The sequence below is a fragment of the Parabacteroides sp. 20_3 genome (assembly GCF_964238835.1).
GTDB lineage: Bacteria > Bacteroidota > Bacteroidia > Bacteroidales > Tannerellaceae > Parabacteroides > Parabacteroides distasonis.
The window spans coordinates 779,004-801,192 of sequence record NZ_CAXSNO010000001.1; the positions used below are offsets into that span (position 1 = coordinate 779,004).

The 22,189-nt window shown below is 42.9% G+C and carries 14 protein-coding genes; 5 read left to right on the forward strand and 9 right to left on the reverse strand.

Going from position 1 to position 22,189, the window contains the following annotated elements; genetic code table 11:
• Positions 1–14: 14 nt before the first annotated feature.
• Genes ACESPU_RS03325 through galE form a run of 3 tightly spaced genes read left to right on the forward strand, consistent with a single transcriptional unit; the run spans position 15 to position 2,250 of the window.
• The gene (locus tag ACESPU_RS03325) at positions 15–599 is read left to right on the forward strand and encodes an RnfABCDGE type electron transport complex subunit E (protein WP_008771709.1); all 585 of its coding nucleotides are present in this window, start codon (positions 15–17) and stop codon (positions 597–599) included.
• Between the two features lie 12 nt (positions 600–611).
• Positions 612–1,184, forward strand: coding sequence for an electron transport complex subunit RsxA (rsxA, locus tag ACESPU_RS03330; protein ID WP_158532476.1), 573 nt, complete (start codon positions 612–614; stop codon positions 1,182–1,184).
• Between the two features lie 25 nt (positions 1,185–1,209).
• Positions 1,210–2,250 carry a UDP-glucose 4-epimerase GalE gene (gene galE, locus ACESPU_RS03335; protein WP_005855657.1) on the forward strand — a complete coding sequence of 347 codons (1,041 nt, stop codon included), beginning with the start codon at positions 1,210–1,212 and terminating at the stop codon, positions 2,248–2,250.
• Positions 2,251–2,320: 70 nt separating this feature from the next.
• Here the strand turns inward: galE and ACESPU_RS03340 are convergent, their stop codons facing one another.
• From ACESPU_RS03340 to ACESPU_RS03375, 8 genes are all read right to left on the reverse strand, one after another.
• Entirely contained in the window at positions 2,321–4,702 is a 2,382-nt protein-coding gene (locus tag ACESPU_RS03340; protein WP_158532477.1) for a hybrid sensor histidine kinase/response regulator, read from the reverse strand.
• Positions 4,703–4,740: 38 nt separating this feature from the next.
• Entirely contained in the window at positions 4,741–5,373 is a 633-nt protein-coding gene (locus tag ACESPU_RS03345) for an HAD family phosphatase (protein ID WP_057327143.1), read from the reverse strand.
• A gap of 122 nt (positions 5,374–5,495) precedes the next feature.
• Complete coding sequence (locus ACESPU_RS03350; protein ID WP_005865361.1) at positions 5,496–6,743, reverse strand: DUF1015 domain-containing protein; 1,248 nt, start codon at positions 6,741–6,743, stop codon at positions 5,496–5,498.
• A 72-nt stretch (positions 6,744–6,815) separates the two neighbouring features.
• Positions 6,816–7,739 carry an NAD(P)-dependent oxidoreductase gene (locus ACESPU_RS03355; protein WP_005855649.1) on the reverse strand — a complete coding sequence of 308 codons (924 nt, stop codon included), beginning with the start codon at positions 7,737–7,739 and terminating at the stop codon, positions 6,816–6,818.
• Positions 7,740–7,756: 17 nt separating this feature from the next.
• Positions 7,757–8,824 carry a 3-phosphoserine/phosphohydroxythreonine transaminase gene (serC, locus tag ACESPU_RS03360; protein ID WP_005855647.1) on the reverse strand — a complete coding sequence of 356 codons (1,068 nt, stop codon included), beginning with the start codon at positions 8,822–8,824 and terminating at the stop codon, positions 7,757–7,759.
• A gap of 132 nt (positions 8,825–8,956) precedes the next feature.
• On the reverse strand, positions 8,957–10,228 hold the full coding sequence (locus tag ACESPU_RS03365; RefSeq protein WP_005865358.1) for a replication-associated recombination protein A: 1,272 nt from the start codon (positions 10,226–10,228) through the stop codon (positions 8,957–8,959).
• Positions 10,229–10,709: 481 nt separating this feature from the next.
• Positions 10,710–12,278: a SusD/RagB family nutrient-binding outer membrane lipoprotein gene (locus ACESPU_RS03370; protein ID WP_008771706.1), complete on the reverse strand. Its 1,569-nt coding sequence runs from the start codon at positions 12,276–12,278 to the stop codon at positions 10,710–10,712.
• Between the two features lie 22 nt (positions 12,279–12,300).
• Positions 12,301–15,498, reverse strand: a complete 3,198-nt coding sequence (locus tag ACESPU_RS03375) for a SusC/RagA family TonB-linked outer membrane protein (protein WP_122297420.1) — start codon at positions 15,496–15,498, stop codon at positions 12,301–12,303.
• Between the two features lie 692 nt (positions 15,499–16,190).
• On the opposite strand from ACESPU_RS03375, the gene ACESPU_RS03380 reads away from it, so the two are divergent.
• The gene (locus tag ACESPU_RS03380; protein WP_057327139.1) at positions 16,191–19,364 is read left to right on the forward strand and encodes a SusC/RagA family TonB-linked outer membrane protein; all 3,174 of its coding nucleotides are present in this window, start codon (positions 16,191–16,193) and stop codon (positions 19,362–19,364) included.
• 15 nt (positions 19,365–19,379) lie between these two features.
• Positions 19,380–20,909 carry a SusD/RagB family nutrient-binding outer membrane lipoprotein gene (locus ACESPU_RS03385; RefSeq protein WP_005865349.1) on the forward strand — a complete coding sequence of 510 codons (1,530 nt, stop codon included), beginning with the start codon at positions 19,380–19,382 and terminating at the stop codon, positions 20,907–20,909.
• A 90-nt stretch (positions 20,910–20,999) separates the two neighbouring features.
• On the opposite strand, the gene ACESPU_RS03390 is transcribed toward ACESPU_RS03385, so the two are convergent.
• Positions 21,000–22,178, reverse strand: a complete 1,179-nt coding sequence (locus ACESPU_RS03390; RefSeq protein WP_373133128.1) for a site-specific integrase — start codon at positions 22,176–22,178, stop codon at positions 21,000–21,002.
• Positions 22,179–22,189: the final 11 nt, after the last annotated feature.

Sequence of the window (22,189 nt, forward strand, 5' to 3'; positions counted from 1 at the left end):
GGGAGGACAGAACAATGAGTAATCTAAAAATATTGATGAATGGTATCATCACGGAGAACCCGACATTTGTATTACTGTTAGGTATGTGTCCGACCTTGGGAACGACCTCTTCGGCCATCAACGGCATGAGTATGGGATTGGCTACGATGTTCGTATTGATTTGCTCGAATATCGTGATCTCCGCCTTGAAAAACGTAATCCCCGACTTGGTGCGTATCCCGGGATATATCGTTGTGATCGCGACGTTCGTGACCGTAGTGCAGATGTGCATGGAAGCGTTCGTCCCGGCTTTATACGCTAGCTTGGGATTATTTATCCCGTTGATCGTGGTAAACTGTATCGTACTAGGACGTGCCGAGGCTTTCGCCGCAAAGAACGGAATTATCCCGTCGGCCCTTGATGGTATCGGAATGGGACTTGGTTTCACGATGGCTCTTACGCTGCTGGGCGCTTGCCGTGAGTTCTTGGGAACCGGTAAGTTATTCAACGTAACCTTGATGCCCGAGGAATACGGTTCGTTGATCTTCGTATTGGCTCCGGGAGCGTTTATCGCCTTGGGTTATCTGGTAGCAATAGTAAACAAACTGCGTAAAGCATAATAAACGGATCATATGGAATATATATTGATATTTATCGCCGCCGTATTCGTTAATAACGTTGTACTGGCACAGTTCTTGGGAATTTGTCCGTTCTTGGGGGTATCTAAGAAAGTGGAGACTGCCGCAGGCATGGGAGCCGCCGTTACGTTCGTGCTTACGATCGCCACGATTGTTACATTCCTCGTGCAAAAATACATATTGGACGCTTTCGGATTAGGGTTCATGCAGACGATCAGTTTTATCCTGATTATCGCCGCCTTGGTACAGATGGTGGAAATCATATTGAAGAAGGTCTCTCCCGCCCTTTATCAAGCGTTGGGCGTATTCCTTCCGTTGATCACCACGAACTGCTGTATCTTGGGTGTGGCTATCCTTGTAATCCAAAAAGAGTATAATTTATTGGAATCTGTGGTATATGCTATCTCGACCGCTATTGGATTTGCGCTAGCTTTGATTATCTTCGCGGGTATTCGGGAGCAACTAGCCATGACGCATATTCCGGAAGGCATGAAAGGCACTCCTATCGCCTTGATAACGGCCGGTTTGCTAGCTATGGCTTTTATGGGATTCTCGGGTATCGTATAACAAACTTATCTAAATGAACACTAGAATGAAAAAGAAGATTTTAGTAGCGGGCGGAACCGGTTATATCGGCTCACACACCACAGTAGAATTGCAGAACGCCGGATATGAGGTAGTCATTATCGACGATTTGTCAAACTCGAATATCGAGGTGCTCGATGGTATCGAGAAAATCACGGGCATCCGTCCGGAGTTTATCCAATTGGATCTAAAGGATAAGGAAGGTACTCGCAAGGCATTGGAAGCTCATCCGGGCATCAAAGGCATTATCTTGTTCGCCGCTAGCAAGGCGGTAGGAGAATCCGTACAGCAGCCTTTGAAGTATTATCGCAATAATATTGTCACTTTGGTGAACTTGTTGGAGATGATGCCTGAATTCAATATCGAAGGTATCGTATTCTCTTCCTCTTGTACGGTATACGGACAACCGGACCCGGAGAACTTGCCGGTAACCGAGAATGCCCCGATCAAACCCGCTATGTCTCCTTATGGAAACACGAAGCAGATCAACGAGGAGATTATCCGGGATACGATCCACGCAGGAGCGCCTTTCAAGAGTATCATCTTGCGCTACTTCAACCCGATAGGCGCACACCCAAGCGCAGAGATCGGCGAGTTGCCGAATGGTGTTCCCCAGAACTTGATCCCGTACTTGACACAGACGGCTATGGGTATCCGCAAGGAACTAAGCGTATTCGGCGATGATTATGATACAGCAGACGGTTCTTGCATCCGTGACTATATCAATGTCGTAGACTTGGCGAAAGCACATGTAATCGCTATGGACCGTATGCTTGAGAATAAGTCTGATGAGCATATCGAGATATTCAACCTAGGTACCGGCAATGGTGTTTCTGTCCTTGAACTGATCAATACCTTCGAGCAGACAACAGGCGTTAAGGTTCCGCACAAGATCGTGGGCCGTCGTGAAGGTGATATCGAGAAGGTATGGGCCAATCCGGAGCACGCGAATAAGGTATTAGGCTGGACCGCCAAGGAGACTTTAGCCGACACCCTGCAATCCGCATGGAACTGGCAGAAACGTTTGAGAGAACGTGGCATCCAGTAAATAACACAAAAAAAGAGGCCGTATCTGATAGCGCTTAGCTAAGGATACGGCCTTTTTTATATCCTTATATCTACAAGTACTTCTCTAAGATCTCAAGAACCTTCCCGAAATCGATCGGCTTAGCGATATGCTCATTCATTCCGGATTCTTTACACAACTTGATGTCTTCCGCAAATGCGTTCGCAGACATGGCTACTATCGGCATGGACTTGATATCCGGACGTTCTAATGCCCGAATATGGCGAGTAGAGTCGTACCCGTTCATGACCGGCATCTGGATATCCATAAATACCAAGTCATAATATCCCGGACTAGAGTTTTTTACCATATTCACCGCGACAAGGCCATTTTCCGCCTCCTCTACCACCGCACCGGTCTCTTCTAGCAACACAGTCGCTATTTCCCTATTCAAGCTATTATCTTCCACCAGCAAGATCCGCTTACCCTCAAAGTTACCGAAAGGATATTGAGGCTTCTCCGTCTCTTCCTCTTTTTTCTCTTGCTTGATAGCGAAACTTTTCATCAAATAAAATAACTTGGATTTCATCAACGGCTTACTTATGAATCCATCGACACCGGCTCGTTGGGCTATCTCCTCAAAATGCGGACAATCATAAGCGGAAAGAATAATGATCGGAATATCCCGGCCAACGACTTTTCGGATACGGGTAGCGGTCTCGATCCCATCCATTCCCGGCATTTTCAGATCAAGGATAACGGCAAAATAGTCATCATTAAGATGATGTGCCCTCTCTACTTTCCCGATAGCCTCCTCACCAGAAATGGCATACTCGCCTTTCATACCGATCTCGTTAATCCTCATACATGCGTTCTCGCAACACACGATATCATCGTCTACCACGAGAACCGGTAAATCCCTTAAATGATCATCCTCAAAACACCCTTGATCCTGCAATTTCAACTGCATCGTAAATGTAAAAACGGAACCTTTGCCATATTCACTCTCCACCTGAATCTCACCATTCATCATATGAGCGATATTACGGCTTATTGCCATGCCTAAGCCGGTTCCTTGTATATTCCGCAGGGTTGCGTCTTCCGCACGTTCAAATGGCTCGAAAACCTTGTGTAAGAAATCCGGCTTTATCCCGATACCATTGTCTATAACCGTAACCTCAAATAAACCATAATTACCATTTTTAATTGGCTTTTCCCGTATCTCAAGTGTTATTTTCCCATAGTCCGGCGTATACTTTATGGCGTTCGACAGCAAATTCAACAATACTTGCTGAATCCGTTGCACATCGCCAATCAGCTTTTCATGTTTGACTTGAAACAAGTGAACCCGGAAATCCTGAAACTTCTGACTGACCGAAGTCTGAACCATAGTAATTACGCTTTGCAATAACTCGCCCATATCGAACTCCTCGTCTGTCAGCAAAATATGTCCGCTCTCTACCTTAGACATATCCAAGACCTCATTGATCAAGTTCAATAACAATTTGGAAGAAACCATAATCTTCTTCAAGCAATCTACTATACGCTCCCGATCGTCGATATGCATACTGGCGATAGTGGTCATACCGATAATGGCATTCATCGGAGTACGTATATCATGGCTCATACGGGATAAGAAATCCGATTTAGCCTGATTTGCCGATTTAGCCACTTGTAGGGCATCTTGAAGTAATTGCCTTTGCCGCTCTTCCTCACGAACCTCCATAATATCGGTCCGGGTCAAAAGAAGTATATTCCTCTCCTTATCGAAAAAGCTAAAACGCATCTTCTTATCCCTAAAAACGCCATTCTCCATCACCTGACAGAACAAGACATACTCACGGGCATTTCGTAAGACAGATAAGACATGATCTAGGGAAAGATTTCGGGTTAACTCATCTCGCTGATCCTCCGGCACATATTTGTGGTGGAACTCGGCTACCTCTTTTTCATAGTCATTACTCGCTATCGGGGGGACCGGCGTCCCACTTTCACGATTGGAAGTATACATGACATAGCTATTCGTGTTTGCCTCTATATAAACGACATAATCATACTCAGTCTGAACGGCAGCCTCTACGATCTGTGCCTTGCGACAATGATTCACATAGCGGCTGAAAAGAATGACACGATCCGGAATTCCACTCTCATCTTTCAAGATACGAATAAAAGCCTCATGCCACTCAAAACCAAACAAATCATTACAGAAACGCATGTCGAACTTCTTATTCGCTACGCCGCTAGCCGCCATTTGCCGCAATGAATTCAAGGATAAGATCTCCTCCCATTTCCCTAAATCCGCAGGATATACATATTCTTGAATGTAAGTCTGGCAAAGTTCTGTATAATCCAAACATTCTCCTTCCCTTTCGGGAGTCATCGAATCTTTGATTATCTCAACCTTTTCATTACCTAATGTGACGATCCAAAGCGTATCGACTAGCTCGTTTACACCACAGAGTAGTTCTTCCAAATTTAAAGTAGTATTTGTCATTTTCAATGATATAGATTTAATTAAGAGGAATAGAGATCCTATGATTTTGAGAGTATTTCATCAAGCCTCCCTCTCCAATCCTCTCCATTCAAAGGCTGATAGGTATGGAACCCTAGTTCCTGCCCCACTACGATATTATTCTTACCATCATCTACAAATAATGTTTCCTCTGGTTTGATTCCTGAATCCAAGACCATGCGATCAAAAATTTCACGATCCGGCTTCGTGACACCGATCTCATAAGAGAGATACAATTTATCGAAATAATCATTTAATGGACGGCCCGCCGGCGTAAACTCTTTTGTCTGTGCCCATTCAAGCTGTATGATCGGATTTGTATTGCTCAATAAATAGACTTGATATTTCTCACGGAGTTTTAATATGTAGTCCAATTTATATTGGGGAACGCCGCCAATGAAGCCAAACCAAGCCCAACAAATATCCTCATAAGAAAGGTCTTTACCCGTATACTTCCGTAAATAGCGACAAAACTCCTCTACTCCGATCTTTCCGGTCTCCAGATCTTGAAAAACCCCTTTTTGTTCGTAAGGATCTATCAATCCATCGGCATCTTTGACCCCAATCTCTATTAAACGGCGAACAGGTTCATCCCGGTCCAAATCTATGATAACGCCCCCCAGATCGAATACTATATTTTTTATTTTACCCATTGCGATACTATTTAAGTCCCAAAGATACAATTTATTCCGTATATCTAGGTTACAAGGATAAAAAAGGGTATAATCTTCAACGATTATACCCCAATCCAAAGCTATATTTATGTATATAAGACTTAATCCAATTTATGGATCACCAAACCGGAGCGAAGCTTCGGTTCGAACCACGTCGTCTTCGGCGGCATGATATTACCCGTATCGGCGATATCCATCAATTGCTTCATCGTAACGGGATACAAAGCCAAGGCAACCTTCATCTCACCGCTATCCACACGGCGTTTCAATTCACCCAGGCCACGGATACCTCCCACGAAATCGATTCGCTTGTCCGAACGTAAATCCTTAATGCCTAAAATCTCATCCAGAATCAAGTTCGAAGAGATCGTGACATCCAATACGCCTATCGGGTCATTGTCATCGTACGTACCGGGCTTAGCGGTCAAAGAATACCATTTCCCTCCTAAATACAGGGAGAAATTGTGCAAGGCACCCGGTTTGTAAATAGCAGAGCCCTTCTCCTCTACCACGAAGTTTTTCGTTAATCTCTCAACGAATTGTTCCTCGGTCAAGCCGTTCAAGTCTTTTACCACACGGTTGTAATCGATAATGGTCAATTGGTTGGCCGGGAAGCAAACAGCCATGAAATAGTTATACTCCTCGTCTCCCTTATGACCCGGGTTTTGCTTGGCCTTCTCCGCTCCTACCAAAGCAGCGGCGGCGGAACGATGATGTCCGTCGGCAATATACAACGCAGGCATCTCCCCGAATAACTCCGTGATGCGAGCGATATCCTTATCCTCATCGATAATCCAGAACGTATGGCCGAAACCGTCTAATTTCGCCACGAAATTATATTCGGGCTCACGAGCCGTATATTTCATTACGATAGCGTCTAGCTCTGAGTTGTCGGGATAAGCGAAGAATACCGGCTCGATATTAGCGTTGTTGACACGTACGTGTTTCATGCGATCCTCCTCCTTGTCACGGCGGGTCAGCTCATGTTTCTTGATCGTGCCATTCATATAATCGGGAACATAAGCCCCGACTACCAACCCATATTGAGTCTTGCCATTCATGGTTTGGGCATAAACATAATAGCATTCTTTCTGATCCTGAACCAACCAACCTTTTTCCTGAAAATTATTGAAATTGGCGGCGGCCTTCAGGTAAACAGCCGGATCATGCTCATCCGTCCCTTCTGGGAAATCGATTTCCGGTTTAATGATATGGTAAAGGGATTTCTCGTTTCCTTCCGCTTCCACACGAGCTTCTTGCGAGTTCAATACGTCATAGGGGCGGGAAGCCACCTCCTCTATAAATTCTTTTGGCGGACGAACTCCCTTGAAAGGTTTTATTTTTGCCATGGTAATTAAATCTAATTGGTTTATGTATCAATGTAGAGACGGGGCGTGCCCCGTCTCTACAACCGGATATTCTTATTTATTAACCCGATACTTTTCATTGCCATTCACCAAGAAATCAACGATCTGCTTGGCGGCGGCGATACCAGCGTTGATATTAGCCTCGGCGGTCTGGGCACCCATCTTTTTCGGGGTGCTGAAATAACGACCGGCATATTTCTCGGCCAATTCCGCATGGATAGCGGGCATAATATCTGTCAAGTACTTGAAGTCCGGACGCTCTTCCAACATCTTAGCGAGGCCAGCCTCATCCATCACCTCCTTACGAGCCGTATTCACTACGATAGCTCCCTTCGGCATGGAATTCATCAACTCGAAATTGATAGAACCCTTCGTCTCGGCCGTAGCTGGAATATGCAAAGAGACGATTTGGCAAGCCTTAAACAAATCGGCTGTAGAAGCTACAGCCTTCACACCATCGGCCTCAATCACGGAAGCCGGACAGAACGCGTCGTAAGCGTAAACCTCCATACCGAAGCCTTTAGCGATACGAGCCACGTTACGGCCCACGTTTCCATAAGCCAAGATACCCAATTTCTTTCCTTTCAACTCTGTTCCGGAAGTACCGTTATAGAAATTACGAACCCCGTACACCAACATACCGAATACCAATTCGGCGACAGCGTTAGAGTTTTGTCCCGGCGTATTCATCACGCATACCTTATGGGCAGTAGCCGCATCCAAGTCCACGTTATCATACCCCGCACCGGCACGAACCACGATCTTCAGGTTCTTAGCGGCATCCAATACCTCAGCGTCCACCTTATCGCTACGGATAATCACGGCATCGGCATCCTTAACCGCATCCAGCAATTGCGCCTTCTCTGTATATTTCTCCAAAAGAGCCAGTTCCATGCCAGCGCCTTCCACTACCTCCCGGATGCCTTTCACAGCGACAGCGGCGAAAGGTTTCTCTGTAGCAACTAATATCTTTGCCATGTCTGAATCCTCCTTAATTAATGTTGTTTCTCGAACTCTTTCATGCAAGCTACCAAAGCCTCCACGCTGCTCTTCGGCATCGCGTTATAAAGAGAGGCACGGAAACCACCTACAGAACGGTGTCCCTTGATACCTACCATACCAGCGGCAGTAGCATATTTACTGAACTCGTCCTCCAACTCCTTATACTCATCATTCATCACGAAACAAACATTCATGATCGAACGATCTTCCTCCGCTACCGTACCACGGAACAACTTATTGCGATCGATCTCATCGTATAAGATCGCCGCGTTCTCAAGATCCTTCTTCTCCATAGCGGCGATACCACCTTGTTCCTTATACCATTTCAAGGTCTGTAAAGCCGCGTAAATAGGCAATACAGGAGGTGTATTGAACATGGAATCCTTTTTAATATGGGTAGCGTAGTTCAACATGGTCGGGATCGGACGGTCTACATGTCCTAAAGCGTCCACACGAACGATAGCCAAAGTCACGCCGGCAGGAGCCAAGTTCTTTTGAGCACCCGCATAGATAATATCATATTTGGAAATATCGATCGGACGAGAGAAAATATCGGAAGACATATCGCAAACCAAACGTTGCTTCACATCCGGATCCTTACGCATCTCTGTTCCGTAAATCGTATTATTAGAAGTAAAATGGAAATAATCCGAGTCATCAGCGATCGCATAACCCTTCGGGATGTAAGTATAGTTCTTGTCTTTGGAAGAAGCGACAACATCTACCTCCCCAAACAACTTAGCTTCCTTGATAGCGTTCGAAGCCCATGTGCCGGTATCCAAATAAGAGGCTTTCTTATTCAACAGATTGTAAGGAACCATACAGAACTGCATGCTGGCGCCACCGCCCATGAATACAACCTCATAGCCTGCCGGAACATCCAGTAATTCCTTGATCAACGCACGTGCCTCGTCGTTTACGGCTACAAACTCCTTACTTCTATGAGAGATCTCAAGAAGTGATAACCCCATACCCGCAAAATTTTCTACCGCAGCGGCTGTATTCTTAATTGTATACTCGCTCAAGATAGAAGGACCTGCATAAAAATTGTGCTTCTTCATACCAATGTCTTTTTAGAATGTTATTATAAATAAAGTAACTATTTTTTCAAAAACAGGCGGCTAATGTAACTATTTTTTCTCATTTGCCGACACTTTTCGAGCATTTTTTAATTTACAATCAGAATATGTCAATTAAAAACGATCTCCCCAAAGGCGCCTCATTTGCTCAATTAGTTTGTGCTCGGCCGGATTTTCCTGTCCTTTCCACAAACGTTCGCCCAAAATTTCCTTCGGAAGATACTCCTGCTTTACAAAATGATTTTCGTAGTCGTGCGCATATTTATATTCCTTGCCATACTCCAGTTCAGCCATTAATTTGGTAGGCGCGTTGCGTAGATGAAGCGGTACGGGTAAATTCCCAGTCCGGTTAACAAGTGCCAAAGCGTCGTTGATCGCCATATAGGCCGAATTACTTTTCGGGCTGCAAGCCAGATAAACGGTCGTCTCGGCCAGGATGATCCGGCCCTCCGGCCAGCCGATCTTCTTCAAGGCATCGAAACATGCGTTCGCCAGCAAAAGCGCATTCGGATTCGCCAATCCGATATCCTCAGAAGCGGAGATCACCAACCGCCGTGCGATAAACTCAGGGTCTTCTCCCCCGGCCACCATACGGGCGAGCCAGTAAATGGCGCCATCGGGATCGCTACCCCGGATCGACTTGATAAAAGCGGAGATTATATCGTAATGCATCTCCCCTCCCTTATCATACGCCGCAGGGTTCTCCTGCAACCTCTCCACTACCTTCTCATCCAGAATCTCAATATCGTCACTCTCCTCGGCAGACACCACCAGTTCCAGAATATTCAGCAACTTCCGAGCGTCTCCTCCCGAGTAACGTAACATGGCATCCGTTTCCGTCAGCCTTATGTTTTTATCCTTCAGAACGACATCCTCGGCGATCGCCTTATGCAATAGCGTAAGCAAGTCATTCTTGTCCAGCGATTTCAACACGTACACCTGACAACGGGATAACAAAGGACGGATTACCTCGAACGAGGGATTCTCCGTGGTTGCCCCAATCAGCGTCACCACGCCCGTCTCTACGGCGTTCAGCAATGAGTCTTGCTGCGACTTACTGAACCGGTGTATCTCATCAATAAACAATATCGGTGATACCGTATTGAAGAAGCGGTTGCTCTTGGCCTTCTCTATCACCTCCCGCACGTCCTTCACTCCCGAACTGATCGCGCTTAACGTATAAAAAGGCGCATCCAACTTATTCGCTATGATCTGCGCTAAGGTAGTCTTCCCGACTCCCGGCGGCCCCCACAATATAAAAGAGGGAACCCGTCCCGCATCAATCATCTTCCTCAACACGGCTCCCTGGCCTACCAGGTGCTTCTGTCCGATATAATCATCCAACGTCTTCGGACGTAATCTCTCTGCTAATGGTTGACTCATCATGGAAGCAAAAGTCGGACATTTTATTTACTTTTCAAAGGATAAGTCAAGAAATTTATCGTATAAAAAGAATGTTAAACAACAGGAAATAGTGACATAATGAAAGAGTAATCATCACAAACACACTTTTACCCATATAATATACTAACATTATGACAATAAAAATTTAACATTCCCTTAGTTCCCTATCCTTTTTATCCCATACTTTTAGCGATATCTTCTTAACACATTATACCTTCTTTCTTGAAGCATTAAATATCTATCAACTGGTGCATGATCGTCCAACAGTTGGTGCATGATCATGCAACGACTGTTAGATGATCATGCACCAATTGTTAGATGATCTATATTTCCATATAAAACCAATAAGCCTTCCAAGGAAATGGGATAAGGGAAGCTATCAAAACATGTAAGATATATAACAAAAAAAGATGCCCCTCCATAATCGGAGAGGCACCCTATACATTATATTATATATGTTAGATTAGCGAGTTCCGCCAGCCCACCATACAGGCTCTGAATATACGTATTGACCGTCGCCATAAGCGGCTTTTACTTCCGGATTTGATACCACGTCACTATTACCATAAGGCATACGAAGAGGGAATTTTTTCGTATTCGCCAATGTCACGAAATTCTCTCCTAATCCTTTCATTCTACGGATATCATTAAAAGTCTCGGTAGCCTCTCCCGATGCCCCCCACAAAGCCAGATATTTCTGGATCATGGTCTCTTTCAAAGGATTTACAGCAAACAGCGGTTTAACTTGGTTATCGAAATATGTATTGGCCGTCTCCTCTGTCATTTTTTCTGAATTCACGACCATTTTGCTACCCATATAAGTGATAGCAGAAGAGACACTTCTTTCAGCATTTGCGATTCCGGCAGCTACCGCCTCTTTCAACGCTTTCTCGGCGTCAGACGTACGGTTTAAGCGACATAACGCCTCAGCTTGCAAGAATTTCAACTCATGATAACTCATCAACATCGTAGGAGCCGTGTTTGAATATACAAAGGCGGAAACACCATATTTCTGCATATTCTGCTCAGGAGTACCATTCGGGGCCGGAACTAAGTTCTTATCAGCAGAGCCTGTAACCTGTACGCGTTTCTTGTCAGCCGTAGTAGGAGAAAGCATCACTCTTTCCAATCGAGGATCTTTACGCTCAATCAACTTGTCCGTCAAGCTCTGGCTATTGGCAAAACCAGCGCGAGAATCGAAGTAACCAAAGAATGGGTTGATATTATTCGCATCATAGACAGCGTATGCAGCCTCGTCATCCGCAGAAGTAAAAGATTTTGATACATAGTCCAAAACCTTATTCAAATCAGCTTGCTTATCCGTGGAACGATTGATCAGACGCATCGTATAACGAGCCTTCAAACCATAAGCGAATTTAATCCATTTCTCGGCATCTCCATTATACAAATAATCATACGTACCAACCGGTGAACGATCAGACTGATTCAAATCCTCGATCGCCTTGTCCAAGGAGGCCATTATAGAGACATAAATCTCCTCTTGCTTATCTATTTTAGGATTCATATTCACCGGTGAGCCATTCTCATCCAATAAAGAAGCTTCACTATAAGGTGTATCTCCAAATATATCCGCCAATAGAGCGCCATTGTAAGCTTCCATGACCTCAGCGATACCTCTCGTCACTAAATTTCCCTCATCACGCTTACCTTCTTGACATTGACCGATAATAACACGAGCGTTCTTCAAGCTTGTATAAACATTTCCCCACGTATTCTCAAACGTAGAAGAGGCAGAAGGCTCATTCAAACGAATTTCCGCGTTATATAACTGGTTTTCGATACCCACTTCATATTCCACGTAGGAAGATGAATAGGTATTGAAGTCTCCGCTAACGTTGGAAAATGCAGTAGAAGTAATCAAGTCGGCCAAGATAAATTTGCCATCCACGCTATTTGTATGGCTCGTATCTTGGTTAATCCGATCCATTACATCCTCGGAACATCCAGCCAATGCCAAGGATACGGCCGACATAACAGCCAACCCTTTAAATGATTTTATTATTGTATTCATATATATCTGTCTTCTTTATAAATTAGAAATTTACGTTGACACCAAAACCGTAGCTAGATGTACCCGGTAAGGAGAAACGCTCGAAAGCGCCAGCCATATTGTTATTTCCTTGAGTAGCCTCCGGATCGAAGCCTTTTATCTCAGACCATACAATGATATTACGGGCGAAAACATTCACGTTTACATTCAAGTTATCTTTCTTATATACAGGATATGACAATGAAAGTTCACGCAATTTCAAGAACGAGTTGTCATAGACATAGGCTTCGTCAATGCCCCTCACGCTTTTGAAATACTCCTCTGCATCTGATCCTTTCACTCCACCCGTATAGGGAACATAGATAGGTTTACCATCCGCATCTACGCCCTTCTGTTCAACAGCAGCATAGTCAAAATGATATTTATCACTCTTACGAACCTCTCCAGATAACTTACTTGTACCGTAGAAGTTTGTCTCACCAGCCGTACCACTATACATTTGTCCACCTTGCTTCCAGTCAAATACAGCAGCCAAACGGAATTTATACAACTCGATATTCGTATTGAAACCCAAACGGAAATCAGGAGAAACCTTACCGATTACTTGGGTCTCACCAGCCTCTGGTATACCTTTTTCGTTTACTACAATTCGTCCTTCGCCATCACGTTTGTAACCAACACCATAGATTACCGGGAATTTATCGCCGATACCTGCACGTACTTGAGGAGTCACGAAACCACCCAACATAATGCTCTCTACGCCCGGAGCCAACTCGTCTACATAATTGTCGATCTTTGAGAAGTTAAAAGCGAAGTCCAGCTTGAAATTCTTCGTATCAACCGGAGAGATACCTAATGTAATCTCATGTACGTTTGAGTGCATCTTTCCACCATTCATCATCATACTGGAAGCACCTGTGGAGCCAGCCAAAGGCACCTCGAAGATTTGGTCTTTCACGTTCTGACGAGAATACGTATAATTCAATGAAACTAAACCATTCAAGAAAGTCAAGTCAGTACCAAGCTCATAAGACTTCGTGTTCTGAGGCTTCAAGTTCGGATCATAAACCACGAAATAAGGAATATACGCCATATTTCCATTAATCGGATACATAATAGGTGTTCCCTGGAAGAAACCACCACCATAACCTGGCGTATAATAATAAGACGGCACATATTCTCCTGCCATACCTACCTCTGCGTAAGAGCCACGGATCTTACCAAATGTCAAGATATCATTCTTCAAGGCTTCCACTTCCGTGAATACCCATCCAAGGGATACGGAAGGATAAAAGAACGAACGGTTATCTCTCGGCATAGAAGACACGATATCGTTACGTCCCGTAACATTCAAATAAAGCATATTCTTCCAAGCCAAAGATAAGCTAGCGAAGTTACCTACCGTACGTTTTCTCTTATACTCATGAGAGCTGTTAAATACAGAAGCGTTGTTCAAATGGTTCCAGCCCGGGAAGTTGAAGCTATATCCCACGGCTTGAGTATTACTGATTCGCTTATCTACAAGCTCATTACCCAACAAAGCATCGAATACGAAGTCCTCATTGATATTCCAGTTATACGTAAACGTCAACAATGAGTTCATCTCATTTACCGTAAAACCGTATTCGCTAGCATAACCATTCGTATAACCAGTTGTACCGTAGCCGTAAATATCAGAGTAATTGGTCGTATAAGCGTCATCACCAATTTGGTATTTCACATCCAATTTATGATTGTCCGTACCAAATTTAGTAGAATACTTCAAGAACGCATTCCCGAAGAAACGTTGAGATCTCTCCGTAAAGCTATTATTGTCGCACGCCCAGTTTCCATCATCGATCCAGTTCTCACGGAACGTATTCTGAGTATAAGGATCACCTTCGATATGGGAAGGTATGCCCGCCATAGTATAACTGATAGGAGCCGTATAAACCGTAGCGGTAACACCGTCATTAGCGGTTCCTTGCTTCTTGATCTTTGATGTCACGAAGTTTCCGTTAAAACCAGTCGTCCAGTTATCATGCAATTGTGCCTCACCCGACAGCTTCACGTTATAACGATCCATTCCCGTAGAACGAACGATACCATCAGAAGTCGTATTACCCAAAGAGAATGAATAGTTTCCTTTATCGAAAGACTGAGCTACATTTACAGAGTTACTCCAAGTAACGCCAGTCTGGAAGAAATCTTTCGCATTATTATAAGCTTGGGGAGTAGCCCATGGATCCAATCCTGCCGCAGCACGCTGAGGCACATAGTATTGTCCATTATGCAATCCACCTTTCGTATATTCATTTTGTACATTACCGCCATATACAGGATCATTCGCCAAGTCAGAGATAGACGGTCCCCAGCTAAATCCCGAATATGGGTTATAAGCACCTTCATTACCTTGTCCATATTCAGTTTGTAACTCAGGTAATGTAGAAACCTTATCAAACGCAAGATTCGTGTTGAATGAGATCTGAGGTTTTCCTTTACGAGCACCTTTTCCGCTCTTTGTAGTAATAACGATCACACCATTAGAAGCACGCATACCATACAACGCAGAAGCAGCTTGTCCTTTCAAGATGTTGATACTCTCGATATCGTTCGGATCTAAGTCTACGGCACGGTTCGCATAGTCAGCTCCACTAACACTACCATTATTCATCGTATCCGTATTAACATCCGCCGTAGAAGCGATCGGCATACCATCGATCACATACAAAGGAGAGTTATCCCCTGTAAATGAACGGGCTCCACGGATCATGATCTTGGAAGATGCGCCTGGCATACCCGATGAGGAAGCGATATCGATACCGGATACTTTACCTTGCAAAGCCCCAGACAAACTAGTGTTAGCACCTTGTGTTAACTCATCCGATTTTACATCTTGCACGGCATAACCTAAAGCTTTCTTTTCCTTTGAGATACCCATAGCCGTAACCACGACCTCATCCAAGTTTTGGGTATCAGACATCAATGTTACATTTACATTGGGAGACACAACTACCTCCTTGGATTTCATACCGATGTATGAAATAACTAATTGCTTACCATCACTAGGAACATCCAAAGTAAAATTACCGTCAAAATCCGTAACTGTTCCCACAGTCGTTCCTTTTACGATAATGGACGCACCGATCACCGGCTCACCATCTTCTCCGACTACCTTACCGGTAACCTTCGAGGTCTGTGCCGAAACTACTCCTACGCTCATCGCAAGAAATAGTAGCACAGAAGTCAACTTTTTCTTCATAGACACATTCTTTTTATTTAAACTAAACTAGAAATTCAATTAAGCTTTCGTGGACTATAGTTCATACAGAACTACCAATTTTCAATATTTTATTTAGTGTAGTCATATGAAAAAAAAATTATCATATAAGTTTAGATCTATTAAAATTCTGTAATAAATATATTGGATTTGAGAGATATTGTTTATCAGCCATATTGGGAGGATAAGAAAAGCCAGCCGTTTTTCACAAATATCTACATAAAATAAAGTTGTAAATATTTTTAGTGATAAGCTATATGCTATAAAATATCCAGAATAAGTTGATATCAAGTCCAATATCATGCCTATAAAGAGTAAGCTCACTATTTGTTACGATAAAATTAAGATAAAAATAATTTTTTTATTTGTCAAAAAGAAACTATCGGCAGTGATAACTCATTGATTTGTGATACGATCATGTTACCTGAGTCGATTTAGACAGTGGTTATATTGCAAATTGACAGATTTAACAATTAAGAAAACAAAGGAAATATATCACAATAATAATAATTTGTTGTTTTTTTCAAGTATAATTTATAGTTTTGCAACCGTTTTTCATTTAATAGGTATGTCGTAAAACATAAAATGGAGTAGTTCTGTATGAACTTAGTTAATCAACCATTAAAATGCAGAGAAAACATTTTTAAGTATATAGTTAATAAATAAGTGTGTTTATGAAGAAAAAGTTGACTTCTGTGCTACTATTTCTTGCATTGAGTGCAGGTGTGGTTTCAGCACAGACCTCGAAGGTTACCGGTAAGGTAATTGGGGAAGATGGAGAGCCGGTGATCGGTGCCTCTATTATCGTAAAAGGGACAACCGTGGGAACAGTCACGGATTTTGATGGAAACTTTGAACTAGAAGTACCTGCGAATGGTAAACAATTGGTTATTTCATACATCGGTATGAAATCTCAAGAAGTTGCGGCCACTTCTAATGTAAATGTAAAACTATTAGCCGATACCCAGAACTTGGATGAGGTCGTGGTTACGGCTATGGGTATCTCAAAGGAAAAGAAAGCTTTAGGTTATGCGGTTCAAGATGTGAAAGCGGATGAGTTGACGAAAGGAGCTAATACTAGTTTGTCTGGCGCATTACAAGGTAAGGTTTCTGGAGTGGAGATCTCTCCTTCTTCCGGTATGCCGGGTGCCTCTTCTAAGATCACGATTCGTGGTTCCAGATCTTTTACAGGGGATAATACTCCTTTGTATGTGATTGACGGTATGCCTGTCGCTTCAACGGCTGATGTGGACACCGGTAGTTCTGTTTCCGGTACGGACTTTGCATCTCGTGCGGTGGATATCGATCCAAACGATATTGAAAGCATTAATATATTAAAGGGACAGGCCGCATCTGCCTTGTATGGTATGCGTGCAACAAATGGAGTAATTGTCATTACGACCAAAAGTGGAAAGGGAGCCCGTAAAGGTAAACCTCAGGTCGCTTTTAATACCAGCTTATCTTTTGATAAGGTTTCAACGATGCCTGAATACCAAAAAGTGTATGCGCAGGGTACAAATGGCAAGTATAGCCCGTATGCTTCAACTTCTTGGGGACCACTAATCAGCGAATTGCCTAACGATCCGACTTATGGAGGAAATACGGATAATGAGTTTACCAAGCAATATGGTAAGCATGAAGGTATGTATTATGTACCTCAGCGGGCCGCTGCGGGATTAGACCCTTGGGCTCAACCACAAGCTTACGACAATATCAAGGATTTCTTCAACGTGGGTACGACATGGAGTAACTCCGTGAATGTAGCTCAAGCTTTTGATAAAGGTAACTATTCCTTCTCGATCGGTAATACTACGCAAGATGGTATTATTCCAAATACAGGCATGGACCGATACAACGCAAAAATGAGTGCCGAAGCTCAATTACACAAGAACTGGTCTACTGGATTTAACGGTACCTATGTAAATTCGAAGATCAGCAAGCAGTCTAGTGCCAATAATGGAATCTTAGCTACTGTTTACGGAGCTCCTTCTAGCTACGATTTAGCCGGTATCCCAAGTCATGTTGAGGGTGACCCGTATACACAAAATACATTCCGTAGCACATCAGGTTTTGACGGAGCTTATTGGGCGGTAGATAACAACGAGTTCTTGGAACGTTCACAACGTTTCTTTGGAAATACTTATTTGAAATATTCTACGAAGTTCAATACCGATAATCACAAATTGGATGTCAAGTATCAGTTGGGTGTGGACTCTTATACGACTAATTATACGGATTCTTGGGGTTATGGACATGCAAATGGTTATGGAGAGATTGATCACTATGGATATTCAATCACGGAGTTGAACTCTTTGTTGACCGCTGCATATACTTGGAATATCAATGAAGATTGGTTGTTCGATGCCCTTGTTGGTAATGAATTGGTAGAGAATCAGCGGAAATTTTACGAGTCTTATGGAGCGAACTATAACTTCCCGGGTTGGAATCATATAGATAATGCTACAACTATGGTAGCATCCGAGTCATTACGCCGGAAACGCACAGTTGGTAACTTTGCTAGCATTTCATTGTCTTACGCTAACATGGTTTACTTCAACGCAACTGTTCGTAACGATATCGTATCTAATATGCCTCGTAACAACCGCTCATTCACTTATCCATCTGTTTCCTTGGGCTGGATTTTCACAGAATTAGAACCATTGAAGAATAATGTCTTGACTTATGGTAAATTACGTGCTTCTTACGCCGAAGTAGGACAGGCTGGAGATTATTATGATTCTTATTATACTACACCTGTTTACGGTGGTGGTTTTTATGGTTCTACGCCTATACAATATCCTATGAGTGGAATTACGGCGTTCACTCCATATGCTCGTGTGTATGATCCGAATTTGAAACCTCAGAACACGAAGTCTTATGAGTTAGGTGTGGATTTGACCTTCTTGAATGGTCTTTTCTCATTGAACTATACCTTCTCTCGGCAGAATGTGAAGGATCAGATATTTGAGGTTCCTTTGGCTGGTTCTACAGGCTCTGCAGAATTAGTAACCAATGGTGGCGCTATCCATACGAACGCTCATGAGATTACTTTGGGAATCAATCCGATCAATACGAAGAATTTTAAATGGGATATGGCATTTAACTTCTCTAAGATCGATAACTACGTAGATGAGCTGGCTCCGGGTGTAGAGAGTATTTTCTTGGGAGGTTTCGTTGATCCGCAGGTACGTGCGAATATTGGCGATAAATTCCCTGTAATCTATGGTACGACTTTCTTGCGTAATGACAACGGTGATATTGTCGTAGACGAAGATGGCTTGCCTCAGATCGGTAGTGAGGGTGTGATCGGTAAGGTTTCCCCGGATTTCCTCTTGGGTTTTAATACTAATTTTGAGATTTACAAATTCCGTATCGGCGCTACGTTCGATTGGAAATGTGGTGGACAGATGTATAGCGGTACATTGAACACGTTGAACTATTATGGTACAAGTATGGAGTCTGTTGAAAGTCGTACGGCCGAGACTTTCCGTTTTAGTCATCCGGCTGTAAAGCAGTTGGAAGATGGTTCCTATGTAGCTAATGACATAGATATCAAAGGCGAAGACGCTTTATCATATTATGACCGCATGACGCTTATTTCCGAAGCTGGTATCTATGACAGTGGTTTCTTGAAACTACGTGAGTTGTCCGTTAGTTATCCGGTATGGGATAAGAATGGAATCAACGTGAACTTAAATGTTTTTGCCAGAAATATCATTCTTTGGTCTGAGTTGAAAGGTTTGGATCCTGAGGCTTCTCAAGGTAATAATAATATGGGCGGTGGCTTCGAGCGCTTTTCTATGCCGGGTGCTTCGAGCTATGGCTTCGGTTTAAATGTGAAATTCTAATAAAGGAAACAAAAGATGAAACTTCAAAATATCTCAAAAAAATTATTGACGGGAGTTGTTTTCACCGCAGCCTTGGTCTCTTGCTCTGAGGATAAGATGGATGAGATCAACAAAGATCATAATCATACCACAGCAGTTCCCGCAAAGATGATCCTTACGGATGTCATGACTTCGACTGCGTTTAGCGTGGTTAGCGGCGATTTCAATTTATATGGTGGTATGTATGTGGAACATGAGACAGGTTCGCATAATCAATTCTACTATGCGGAAACCCGTTCTTCTTGTACATCGGCTTCTACCTTTAATAACTCATGGGGGGGAACCTATTCGACACTGAAAGATGCTTTGATCTCTGTCAAAGTCGCAGAAGAAGAGCAGAACTTCATAACAAAAGGCATTGCGGAACTTTTCGTGGCTTACAATTTGGCGATCTTGACAGATATGTATGGTGATACACCTTGGAAAGAGGCTTGTGACTATACAGTATCTATGACTCCCGCTATCGATAAACAAGAGGAGATTTATAAGGATATCATGGCCTATGTGGATGCCGCAATTGAAGATCTTCAGAAATCAGATCTGACGAGCCTGTCTAATCAAGATTTGATTTATAAAGGTGACGCTTCGGCTTGGCTAAAGACAGCTTATGGCTTGAAGGCTCGTTATACGATGCGCTTGATGGGACGTAGCGCTGATGTTAAGGGCGATATGGAAAAGGTGTTGGATTATATTTCCAAGTCGTACACCTCGGCAGCCGAGCAATGTAGCTATGCTATGTATGGTGTGGGTGTTAATATCAACCCATTTTTCGGAGTATTCTATTCTCGTTTAGGTGAAGTAGCCAGCCGAAGTATGTTTGATAAATTGAATGAGCGTAATGATCCGCGTATCAGACGTTGCTATGTGGAGGCTAACAGCCAAACGATGATTGCTTCTAAGGATGATCCATTATTGAATCTTGCTCATAATGGTGATTTAGTGCAAAGTCAGTTAGAATATACTGTTTCCATGTTCTGTGCAGCTCAAACCGCTCCGACTCACATCTTAAGTTATCATGAGGTATTGTTCTTAAAGGCAGAGGCTTTGTGTCGTTTAAATCGTAAGGATGAGGCAAAAGCAGTGTTGAAAGAGGCTGTTGTCGCAGGTATGGCTAATATGGAGGTTAATATCAAGTCTGCCCTCGCTTCTGATTATTGGGGAGGTTTCTTGAATGTAACAAACGAGGTGACACCGGAGGAGGCCGCTTCTTACTTTGATGAGAATGTCGCTCCCTTATTCGATGCTAATCCTTTGAAAGAGACGATGATTCAGAAATATATTTCTTTCTGGAACGCGGATGGAGAGTCTACCGAGTGCTATAATGACGTACGTCGTTTGAAGAGCTTGGGTGAGGATATTTATGGCTTGCAAAATCCGGGTAAGTTCCCGTTAAGATGTCCGTATGGTAACGATGATACTACGACTAATCCTAATATACAAGCTGCTTATGGTGATGGTCAGTATGTGTTTACCGAAAACGTATGGTGGGCTGGCGGAACTCGCTAATCAAGATATAAAAGCATAACGAGTGACAACATTCAAAAAAGGGGAAGAATATCTTAATGATATTTTTCTCCTTTCTTATAAATCCACATTCTAGCCGAACTTCAATCGTGTCTCAATCTTCTCAAGATCGCGGACAATCGTCATATCCATGATATTGCTATAGATCTCGGTAGTACGAACACTTTTATGCCCTAACAACTTTTGTACCGTAGTTATATTCGCTCCATTATATAATAATAAGGTAGCATTTGTATGCCGAGCCGTATGAAAAGATACCTTCTTATCAATACTTGCCAATTGGCTGATTCGGCGTAATTGCTTATTCACGTTTGAATTAGAGGATAAGGGAACACCAAACAGGGTTCTCGGCGCATTCTTATATCGCTCATAGATAGGTAAAGATTTACCCTCGAACAAGAGAAATAGCGGCAAACGGACACTCACGTCTGTCTTCACCGATGAATAAACCAGCCAAACCTTATCATCAATAATCAAAAAGTTCTCTTTCGTTATACTTACTATGTCTGAGAAACGTAATCCCGTGTAGCAACTAAATAAAAACATATCCAGACACCGGCGCAATGTACGCTGCCCATCCAGCTTTAAGTTTTCCAAACGACCTAACTCCTCAGGCGTTAAATGAGTACGCTTACTCTCTTGATATTTAATCTTATATTTCCGAAATGGATATTTGTGCAACTCGAACAACTCCTTATTAATCGCCAAGTTGATATATCGTTTCAAATGCTTCATATGTTTAGCGATCGTATTTCGATGATACTCCTGCTTCAATAAAAAATATTCAAAATCGCAAAAGAAATTGAAATTAATATCCTTAAACAGAACGTCCTTCTTGTATAAGGATAGAACATGCAAAGTGGACAAATGGTTTTTTAACGTCGATTCTTTTAAATTACTATGTAAAATCTCCTCACGCATGAAAACAAGAAAAGAGGAAGACGTAGATATCGAAGAGGTCTCCTCACGCAGATCCTTCAACGAAAAACCGTTATTCGCTTGTCTCTTCTCCAGCTCATCTCTCTCCAACTCCATAACATAGTTCTGAAGATACAGGTTTAACGCATCCATATTCGGATGATTCTTTATGGAACGTCTCTTGTTGTCCCATTGACAAGGTTTCACATAAACCTTCGTTGAAAAATACCTCTTTTGCCTATTCAAATAGGCCTCTACTTGAATCAAAGCTTTTCCTTCCGCATTCAATTGCTTTTTTCGATTAAACACTAAGTTGTAAATTACTTTTTCCATGATACATTTAT